General features: G+C 45.6%; 6 protein-coding genes. 1 reads left to right on the plus strand and 5 read right to left on the minus strand.

Features of this window, described 5'->3' with window-relative positions; translation table 11 throughout:
* Positions 1-113: 113 nt before the first annotated feature.
* Genes M2404_RS02620 through M2404_RS02630 form a run of 3 tightly spaced genes read right to left on the minus strand, consistent with a single transcriptional unit; the run spans position 114 to position 5,837 of the window.
* Positions 114-1,529, minus strand: coding sequence for an efflux transporter outer membrane subunit (locus M2404_RS02620; RefSeq protein ID WP_259238132.1), 1,416 nt, complete (start codon positions 1,527-1,529; stop codon positions 114-116).
* A complete protein-coding gene (locus M2404_RS02625; protein ID WP_259238134.1) occupies positions 1,529-4,669 on the minus strand; it encodes an efflux RND transporter permease subunit in 3,141 nt (1,046 codons plus the stop codon). Before M2404_RS02625 ends, M2404_RS02620 begins: the two co-directional genes overlap by 1 nt.
* A gap of 28 nt (positions 4,670-4,697) precedes the next feature.
* A complete protein-coding gene (locus M2404_RS02630; RefSeq protein ID WP_310503055.1) occupies positions 4,698-5,837 on the minus strand; it encodes an efflux RND transporter periplasmic adaptor subunit in 1,140 nt (379 codons plus the stop codon).
* A gap of 136 nt (positions 5,838-5,973) precedes the next feature.
* On the opposite strand from M2404_RS02630, the gene M2404_RS02635 reads away from it, so the two are divergent.
* Entirely contained in the window at positions 5,974-6,516 is a 543-nt protein-coding gene (locus tag M2404_RS02635) for a TetR/AcrR family transcriptional regulator (RefSeq protein WP_259238136.1), read from the plus strand.
* Between the two features lie 78 nt (positions 6,517-6,594).
* Here M2404_RS02635 and M2404_RS02640 read toward each other — a convergent pair whose 3' ends face one another.
* Together M2404_RS02640 and M2404_RS02645 are read right to left on the minus strand one after the other, a co-directional pair.
* Positions 6,595-6,765: a VOC family protein gene (locus tag M2404_RS02640; RefSeq protein ID WP_259238137.1), complete on the minus strand. Its 171-nt coding sequence runs from the start codon at positions 6,763-6,765 to the stop codon at positions 6,595-6,597.
* Positions 6,766-7,086: 321 nt separating this feature from the next.
* Positions 7,087-10,149 carry a type I restriction endonuclease subunit R gene (locus M2404_RS02645; RefSeq protein ID WP_259238139.1) on the minus strand — a complete coding sequence of 1,021 codons (3,063 nt, stop codon included), beginning with the start codon at positions 10,147-10,149 and terminating at the stop codon, positions 7,087-7,089.

Here is a 10,149-nt window from a genome sequence, read left to right on the forward strand (position 1 = left end):
CAGCGTCACATTATGTAAGCATTATCGGTAGTCTATTTTATAGCCATAAAAAACAGCTCACTGTTATAGCGAGCTGTTTTAAATTACTTGACCGTTAAGAGTCACCTTACCGATTAAGGCGTTTTGGCATACCAGTTACCACCAAGTGCGCGGAATAAATCGACGAGTGCGAGTTGCTGCTGCGTACTCACGGTAATCAGATTTTGCTGTGCACTAAAATGCTGTCGTTGGGCATCCAGATAACGCAGATGACTATCAACACCGGCACGATAACGCGCTTCGGCTAACTGCAGCGTTTTATTGGCAGAACTAGCTAATTCAGCTTGAGCGTGTTCTTCCCGTTGCAACGAGCTACTTGCGGCTAATGCATCAGCGACTTCGCGAAAAGCACTTTGGATTTGGTACTCGTATTCTGCTATCGCAATATCTTTTCTTACCTCTGCTAGCGTTAAGTTAGCCCGATTACGGCCGCCAGTAAAAATGGGTAATGAGATTTGTGGCATAAAAGCCCAGGCTTTTGAGCCACTTTCAAATAAACCGGACATCTCATTACTTGCCGTGCCAAAATTTCCTGTTAAGGAAATTCTTGGGAAAAACGCAGCGCGTGCGGCACCAATATCAGCATGTCGAGCTTTTAAGCGGTGTTCACTGGCTAAAATATCGGGCCTATTAGCAATTAATAGTGATGGCGTACCCGCCTCTATATATTGCACTATGCGTTTTTCACTCGGTTGCGCCAATACTGTGCTTTGCAACAACGTAGCAGCATCAGGAGTGCCCAGTAATAACACTAAGGCATTTTGCGCCTGTTGATGTGCTCTATTAGCTTGCTCCAAAGCAATATTAGCTTGTTGCAAGACACTATAAGCTTCTTGGTAATCTAATGCCGATGCATCACCTAAAGTACGTCGTTGCGTCACTAACTCTAATGATTTTACGCGTGTTTCAACTGTACTATTCGCCAGTATCGCTTGCTGTTGCGTGCTTTCATAGGTTAAAAATGCTTGAATCACTTCGGCGATTAGCGCAACTTGAGTAGCTCTACTCCCCGCCTCTGTTGCCAAATATTGCTCCAGCGCAGCATCTGAAAGGTTTTTTACTCGGGCAAATAAATCTAGTTCATACTCCGGTAAAGTTAACCCCACTTGGTAATTACTGCTAACGCCGGCAACACCAGTAGGAGATAAGCTGGCCGGTATTTGCTGACGATTACCGCTACCAGCGGCCTGCAACTGGGGAACGCGGTCAGATTGCACAATGCGATATTGTGCTCTGGCGCTTTCTATATCCAATAACGTTTGTCGAAATGAGCGGTTATTCGTCAATGCCGTTTGCACTAATTGCCGTAATGCTGCGTCGGTAACGAAGGCTTCCCAGCTTTGACTTTCTGTTTGCTCAACAACAACGGTATCACCACTTTGCCATGCATTTGCTATCGGCGCTGCCGGTTTATGATACTCGGGGGCCAGCGAGCACCCGGCAAGTGCAATAGATAACGCTATAAATGATGGTACTTTATAAAACATCATTATTGCGTCTCCTTATTATGAGTTTGAGTAGTTTGCTCAGCTTTTTTTGCGTTAAATAGACCAAGCACGGCAACAAAGAAAATTGGAGCAAAAATAACACCCAGAACTGTAGCACTAAGCATACCGCCAATAACCCCTGTGCCAAGCGCCTGCTGACTTGCTGCCCCCGCACCAGATGCTAACGCCAGTGGTACTACGCCTAAGATAAATGCCGCAGAAGTCATGACTATTGGTCTGAAACGTAATTTTGCAGCTTCAATAGCGGCTTCGCGTAACGAGTAACCTTGCGCCAATAGATCTTTGGCAAACTCCACGATTAAGATGGCGTTTTTAGCTGAAAGCCCGATAATCGTGATTAAACCAACCTTAAAGTACACATCATTAGCCATATTGGCGACAAGTACGGCAAGCACTGCACCTAATGCACCGATTGGGACAATCAACATAACCGATAACGGGATAGACCAACTTTCGTACAAGGCAACCAATAATAAAAACACAACTAAAATAGAGAGTGCTAATAATTTAGGTGCTTGGCCGCTGGCAAATTTTTCCTGATAAGACAGTGCCGTCCACTCATAACCTATTCCTTCAGGCAACGTACTGATTATTTGCTCCATTGCCGCCATAGCATCACCAGAGCTGACGCCAGGTGCTGCATCACCGCCGATCTTAAAGGCTGGATAGCCGTTATAACGTGACAACTGCACAGGGCCTTTGCTCCACTGTGTGGTGGCAAAAGCGCTAAATGGAACTTGTTCACCTTTATCATTACTGACATAAAGTGTTAACACGCTTTCTGCTGTTGCGCGGCTATTGGCTTCTGCTTGTACAATCACCCGTTGTTGTCTGCCAGTATTGGAGTAATCCCCTACTACCATTGAGCCAAAGGACGTAGAAAGTGCATTGCTAATAGCATCAAAGCGCACACCTAAAGCACTGGCTTTTTCACGGTCAATATGCAGGCTCAATTGTGGTGCATCGGCTAAACCTTCCATATACGCATAAGCAAAGGCAGGATTGGAGAACACTTCTGCCAATAACTGATCTCTGGCTGCAACAAGCGCTTCGCGCCCTACACCACCGCGATCTTGTAAGCGTAACGAAAAGCCACCAGAATTGCCTAAGCCTTCAATCGGTGGTGGAGAAACCGCCATAACTGCGGCATCGCTATGACCATAAAAATGGGCATTAACGGCTTGTACCTCATCAGCGGCTGATTGCCCTTTGCCACGCTCAGACCAATCTTTTAGTGTTGGAAATGCTAAGGCCGCATTTTCCCCCATGCCTGAAAAGCTAAAACCCATGACTAAAAACGTGGATTCGACACTTTCGCGCTCAGCCAAAAAGTTTTCCAGTTGTGTGCTAGCGGCATCGGTTCTACCACGGCTGGCACCTGCTGGTAATTGAATATCAACGATCATAAAACCTTGGTCTTCTTCTGGTACAAAAGACTCCGGCAAACGTAAATAAACAAAAGCCAGTAACGCCACAATACCCGCATAAATCAACATATAACGGCCGGTTTTACCCACGGTACTGCTGGTTAAATTGACATAACGACCCGTTAAACGATTAAAGCCGCGGTTAAAAGCACCAAAAAAGCCTTTTTTCTCGTGATGCCCTGCTGGTATTGGCTTAAGCAAGGTGGCACACAATGCCGGAGTAAAGGTTAAGGCTAAAAAGCCGGAGAATAAAATAGACACCGCAAGCGATAATGAGAACTGCTGATAAATAACACCAACAGAGCCGGACATAAAGGCCAACGGTAAAAATACCGCAGTAAGTACCATCGTTATACCGACAATAGCGCCAGATACTTGCTGCATCGCTTTTATTGTGGCGGCTAATGGCGGTAATCCTTCTTCTGCCATGATACGTTCGACGTTTTCTACCACAACGATGGCATCATCCACCAAAATACCGATGGCGAGTACCATACCAAACATCGTCATCATATTAACTGAGAACCCCAGCCAATACATAAACACCATGGTTCCCATCAAACAAACGGGTACAACGATAGAAGGAATTAACGTGTAACGCACGTTTTGTAAAAACAAATACATGACAATAAACACTAAGATCATCGCTTCAACTAGCGTATAAATAACCTTTTTGATGGCTACATCAACAAAGCGTGAGGTATCGTAAGGTACAGAATATTCGACATTATCTGGAAATGATGTCGATAATTCCTGCAAGCGATCTTTAACGGCTTTAGCGGTAGCGATGGCATTAGCACCCGGTGATAACTGAATTGCAGTACCAACGGTAGGTTTACCATCTTGCCTAGACATAAAGCCATAATCTTGATTTCCCACTTCAATTCTGGCCACATCAGATAATTTAACGGTGGCGCCATTGGCGGTAGAACGTAGCAAAATATTGCCAAACTCTTCTGCATTTTCCATCAAGCCTTTTACTTGTAAAGTAATGGCCAGCTCCTGCTCTTTTAACGACGGGCTGCTACCAAAACTGCCGGCGGCAATCTGAATATTTTGTGCACTAATGGCATTATTAACATCCGCAATAGATAAGTCGTAAGCCAGTAACTTTTGTGGGTCTACCCAAATTCGCATGGCGGCTTCTGAGGCAAAAAACTGAATTTTACCTACGCCAGGCACTCGTAAAATTTCATTATTGACATTACGTACCGCATAATCTGCCAGCTGTACGATATCTGCACCTGCTGCAGTACCGTCAGCATAACTCAACGAATAAATCATTAAAAAACCAGAGCTGGCCTGTTCAACCTGCACACCAAGATCAAGCACTACTTGCGGTAAGCGTGATTCGGCTTTTTTCAAACGATTTTGTACATCAACCTGTGCTAAATCAGGATCCGTACCGGGTTCAAAGGTTACGGTGATTTCGGCTATGCCGTTGGCATTACTTGATGATTCAAAATACAGTAAATTTTTGGCGCCATTAAGTTCTTGCTCAATAATACTGGTAACGGAATCCGTTAATACTTGCGCAGAAGCACCAGGGTATGTTGCATAAATGGTGACCTGCGGTGGTGCCACTGTTGGATATTGTGAAACAGGTAGATTCGGCAGCGCCAGTAATCCACCTAGTGTAATAAACAAGGCAACTACCCAGGCAAAATTGGGGCGCCCGATAAAAAATTGAGACATGGTGTTTCCTCTGCTACTAAAGCATCAATTACTGGGCGGCTGCCGTATCAAATACTGCACTACCTGGCATTAAGGCTGAAATACCACCGGTAATGACTTTGTCACCGGCGCTTAGTCCTTGAGTGATTTGCCAGTTTTTACCTTGCATAATTCCTAGCTCAACCGCGACTGGTTGCACAGTGTTATTGGCATCAACAACCCACACACTACTTTTACCATTGGCATCAAACTGCACGGCGCGTTGCGGGATCAAAATGGCATCCGCCACCTGTGCTTGCGGCACTTTTACACGCACATACATCCCAGGTAGTAATATATGTTCGGCATTGTCAAATTCGCCGCGTAGCGTGATCTGCCCAGTACTGCGTTCAACGGCAATATCGCTAAAGAGCAAATCGCCTTTGGCTTCATACCGCGTGCCTTCGATGGTTGCTGTTAATTTTTTATCTGTACTATCAGCAAGCTGGCCGCTTTTTAGCAATTGCTGTAATTCCAGTGCTTTTGCCACCGGCTGCGTAAAATCAATATAAACGGGGTTAAGCTGTTGTATTGTGGCTAACAATGTTGTTTCGCCCTGCCCAACCAGTGCCCCTTCGGTTGCTAATGCTCGGCCAATGCGTCCGGAGATTGGGGCTGTTACGGTGGCATAACTTAAATCTAATTTGGCACTGACTACGGTGGCTCTTGCTGAGCTTACAGCCGCTTGTGCCGTGCGAAGCTCAGCCAAGGCATTGTCTAAATCTTGCTGGCTAATTGCTTCTATTTTGGCAAGGGGCTCGTAACGTGTTACTTTTGCTTGCGCATTTAATAATTCTGCATCGGCTTTTGCTTGCTCGCCTTCGGCTCGTGCTAAGGCGGCTTTTAACGGTGCTGGATCAATTTGAAATAGCACATCGCCAGCGGCAACATCGGCACCTTCAGTAAAATTACGTTGCAAGATAATACCTGCGACACGAGCACGTACTTGTGCAACTCGCATAGGTTCCACCCGGCCTGGCAGATCACTAATAAGCATTAATTGTTCAGTTGTAACATTAAGAGTAGTTACTGGCAGCGCGCTCGCCTCTGGTTGTGCAGTAGGTGCAGAGTCAGAGCATCCCGCAAGTAACAACGCACTGGAAAAAAGCACAACAGCGACGGTGTTGCGACGAGTAAACGGCTTATTCATGATTCACCTTACAAGTTAGAGTATAAAACGCGGCTATGATACACCCGAAAACCAAATGAGACAATATTGTCTCATTTGACACTTTAATGAATTAAGCGCAGAATACCGCAATAGAATTACTAATTGTGGGGTTATCATGCAACTAGACGATAACTTATTAAGAAAGTTAGCAAAAGCCATGGTAGAACAGCCGCGAGCAACGGTTAAAGAGTTAGCAGAAGCCATTGGTGTGAGCCGTGCCACCTTACATAGAACTTTTGGTTCAAGAGAATCGATTGTTGAAAAAATTAACGAATATGGCACAGCGGTACTTAATCATATTGCAGATACCATTTCAGCCAAGAGTGCCGAACCGACTGAGGCTTCAATATCATCACTAATCAGTATGCATCTCGAGCATCGAGAAGTATTGATTTATCAAATGTTTAATTACACACCAGAAGCTTGCACGGCAGAAAATACACTGTGGGTACATTATAGTAATGCTGTTGATCGCTATTTTTTAGCTGGGCAACAAGTTGGGTTGTTTCGTATTGATATCAATGCGGCGGCATTGACAGAATATTTTGTGTCATTGATTTACAGCACTGTGGATGCAGAGCGACGTGGCCGTTTAGCTAATGCTGAATCGGTAAAGTTACTCACTCGGTTTTTTTTACACGGTGCAAAAGTAAGTTAAACCGCTTTGCGAAAATTTTTGTATTGAGCAGTAACAGTAGAGGTATGCAGAAGTTACCCTCCGAACCCGGACACTAACTTATGTCATCAAGTGCAGGCCAATTAAATTGCCTTCACAGTCGCGCACTACAGCGCAAAAACCATGCGTGCCAATAGACATTTTCGGCTGCTGTATACTGCCGCCATTAGCTTCGGCACGCGGCATATCGTCTACGTAAATTTCAAAGTGCACTACCGGGTTAAATTTCATCGCGTTGCTCCTAAAATTGGCAATCCCCTGCACAGCCAGCTGATGCAGCAGTAAAGATAGCAGTGATTGATTCACAGTGCTTAGTCGGGTGGGGAGGGAAGAGATCGACAAGCTGCCTACAGAAATTTTAAAACGCCGATTAGATCATTGTTTTATAATAATTAAAATGCTCTGTTCTGGTTATCTCAGCGTCAACAGCAAGAGGATACGCCACAAGGGCAAGGCTAAACGAAAAGTAGCAAAGCAGGTTAATTTTGTTCTGTCCCCGATAACCCTACTTTGGAAATAAGCCTTTGCTTTGTATTACGTGAAAAGTAAACATTAATAATGCTCTTCAATATACGCATAGGCCTTGGCAAACAAGTCTTTGTCTTTGCCCAGGCCGAACTGTGCAAGCGTGAGTAATAGTGCTTTTTGTATTTCACGCGGGCCGCTGTTGGAGTTTTGCCAGCCGTCAAATCGGGTTGCTTTAACTATCTTGTCGATTTGCTCTACCACGTCCCCAATTAACTTTGGCGTGGTTTCTGGCCGGGTTTCCAGGAAGAGTTTGGTTAACGCTTGCTTGTTATCTTCCTGGGTGACAACTTTATCGCCACTTTCGCGCTCGGCCTGCACGGTGTCTTTGGCTGCGTCTAAAAGGCCTTTTAGCCATTCTATGGCTTTGATAACTCCGGCTTCGTAGTCTTGACGTAGTTTCTCTAACCGTTCGCCCAACGCAAAGAATTTAGGGTCGTGACTGCCACGTAGGCGACCCATCAGGTCGATTTCTAATTTACGCGCCCGCTGTTCTTGCTCTTTATCTGTCAGGGTAAAGATGGCGTGCTCATCCATTACCAGCTCGTCGATATCATCCCGGATGCGATTAATATCGGTATGCTGGTGTATAAGCTTAATGGTTTCTGGGCCTAATGCTGCCCAAACTAATGCGCCGGTTTGGCCGACTGGGCGCACTGATTCATAAATCTGCGCCAGCCATTTGTAATCTTTGCGGTAGGTGTTTAAGAATGGGTCAGGGTTAATTGCCGACCATAGTTTGGCGACTACGCCAAAGGCTGCAGCAAATTCGTCGCGTTTTTCATTGGTAGGCAGGCACTCTTGCGCGGTCATAATGCCTTCAAAGCCTTCCAGGCTTCGGTCCACATTTGGAAAGAAGGCAAGACACTTTTCCAACTGCATTGGCAATATGGCTTTAAAGGCTTCAATGCCTTCCACTACGCCTTCAATTTCTTCCGGGTTGTACGCCAGTGCCGTGCGCAGGTTTTCAAATACGCCAAGGTAGTCGATGATAAGGCCCATTTGTTTGCGGGCTTCATCGTTCTGATACAGCCGGTTAGTGCGGCACATAGCCTGTAACAGGGTATGGTCACGTAATGGTTTATCTAAGTACATGCAATAGCAGATAGGTGCATCAAAGCCGGTTAGTAGCTTGGCTGTTACGATAAGTAACTGCAGCGGCTGTTTTGGGTCTTTGTAGGTTTCTATCAGATCTTTTTGCTTTTGCTCATCGTCATCGATGCTTTGCCAGCGTTCAAAGTCACTCTGTTTAACCGGCAGCTTTAAATCGTCATGCCACTTGCGCCAGTCTTTATTAACCTTGCCCTTTTTACCACCTGCTGGCACTTTAACTGGGGCTTGGTCAATATTCATCACCACTTCAACAGCATCAAACCCGAGCCTTTCACCCAGCAAGTAATACATCTGAACACAGGCATCACGGTCGTACACCACCACCATAGCCTTCATCTTTTTCGGCTTAACGTGGCTGGTAAAGTGCTCGGCAATATCGGCGCTAACTGCAGCCATACGTTTAGGCGCTTTTAGCATAATAGCCAGTTTGCCAGCACGTTTAGACAGCTCAGCTTTTTCTTCTTCGTCCAGGTTGTTGGCGGCGGCTAAGGCTTCAAACTCTTTGTCTATTGCTTCACGGTCTACCCGAAGCTCTGCCAGGCGTGGTTCAAACTTTACCGGGTTAGTAGCACCGTCACGGATAGACTGCTTATAGCTATAACGGTTCATGTAACGACCAGGGTCGTCTTCGGCACCAAATAACTTAAAGGTATTGCGATCTATACCTGAAATAGGTGTACCGGTTAAACCGTAAAAATGGGCATTAGGCAGCACCCAGCGCATTTTGTCACCTAAACCCCCTTCTTGGGTGCGGTGCGCTTCATCGACCAGCACAATGATATTGTCGCGATCGTTCAGGCCTTTTTTATTGGGTTCGTCGATTTCAACATCTTTAAATTTGAAGATGGTGGTAATTAAAATACCCCGGCTATCTTGCTCGATATACTCACCAAGCTTTTTGCAGCTTTGCACTTTAATCAGGTTTTTAACGTCGGTACCGCCAAAGGTTTCACTAATTTGGCTATCTAAATCACGTCGGTCTACCACGACCAATACAGTCGGGTTTTTAAGTTCATTATCAGCCCGCAACATCTTAGCTGCATACAGCATTAATAATGACTTACCAGAGCCCTGAAAATGCCAGATAAGGCCTTTTTTCGGGTAGCCACGGCGCACCCGCTCAACAATTTGCTTGGCGGCTTCAAACTGCGGATAACGGGGTAATATTTTTATCCGTTTTGGCGGTGTGTTTTTGCCGGTTTTCACCGTCGAAAATAACGCGAAAGATTCCAGCAGCTGCAATAAGGTAACAGGGTTTAGTAAACCCTCAGCACTGTTAATTACAGTTTGCAGGCCGGGTAAAATGTCATCACGTAAATCGGTGTTATGCCACGGCCCCCAGTCTTTAGGGCCAGCGTTAATGGCACCATAAGCAAAGGTTTTACCTTCACTGGCAAAGCACAGCAGGTTAGGTACAAAAAATGGCGCAACATTTTGCCAGTAGTGCTTTTTACCGCCCATAAAATCAGCGGCACCGTCTTGCCAGCTAACGCTTGGCCGGGTGGCGGTTTTAACTTCACCTACTACCAAGGGTATGCCGTTAACGTACAGCACAATATCAAAATACACTTCTGTAGCAGCGATATAATGCACCTGCTGCGACACGACAAAATGGTTGTTTTTGATATCATCAAAATCAATCAGGTTAATGGTGATATGGTCGCCATTTTTACCAAAAGGCAGGCTTTTCTCTGCCAGCAGCCACTCCTGAAAATTCTCGTTGGCTTTAACCAGGCCGGTAAACTTGGCTTCCAGAATAACGCCACGAAGTTTATAAATAACCTCGTCCGCCAGGTCCGGCTGTTTTGCAATATCAGGGTTTAACGAACAAAGCGCGTCTTTTAGCCACTCATCAACAAAGATATCCTGCGCTTGCTTTGGCAGGCTATCACCGTGGCAGTAAGCCCAATTTATCCCGCTTAAACCCTTTAAGCGGTCGATAATTCCATTTTCCGTGACAGTTTGTTCGTTAAACAT

Source organism: Rheinheimera pacifica (assembly GCF_024809855.1).
Lineage (GTDB): Bacteria > Pseudomonadota > Gammaproteobacteria > Enterobacterales > Alteromonadaceae > Alishewanella > Alishewanella pacifica_A.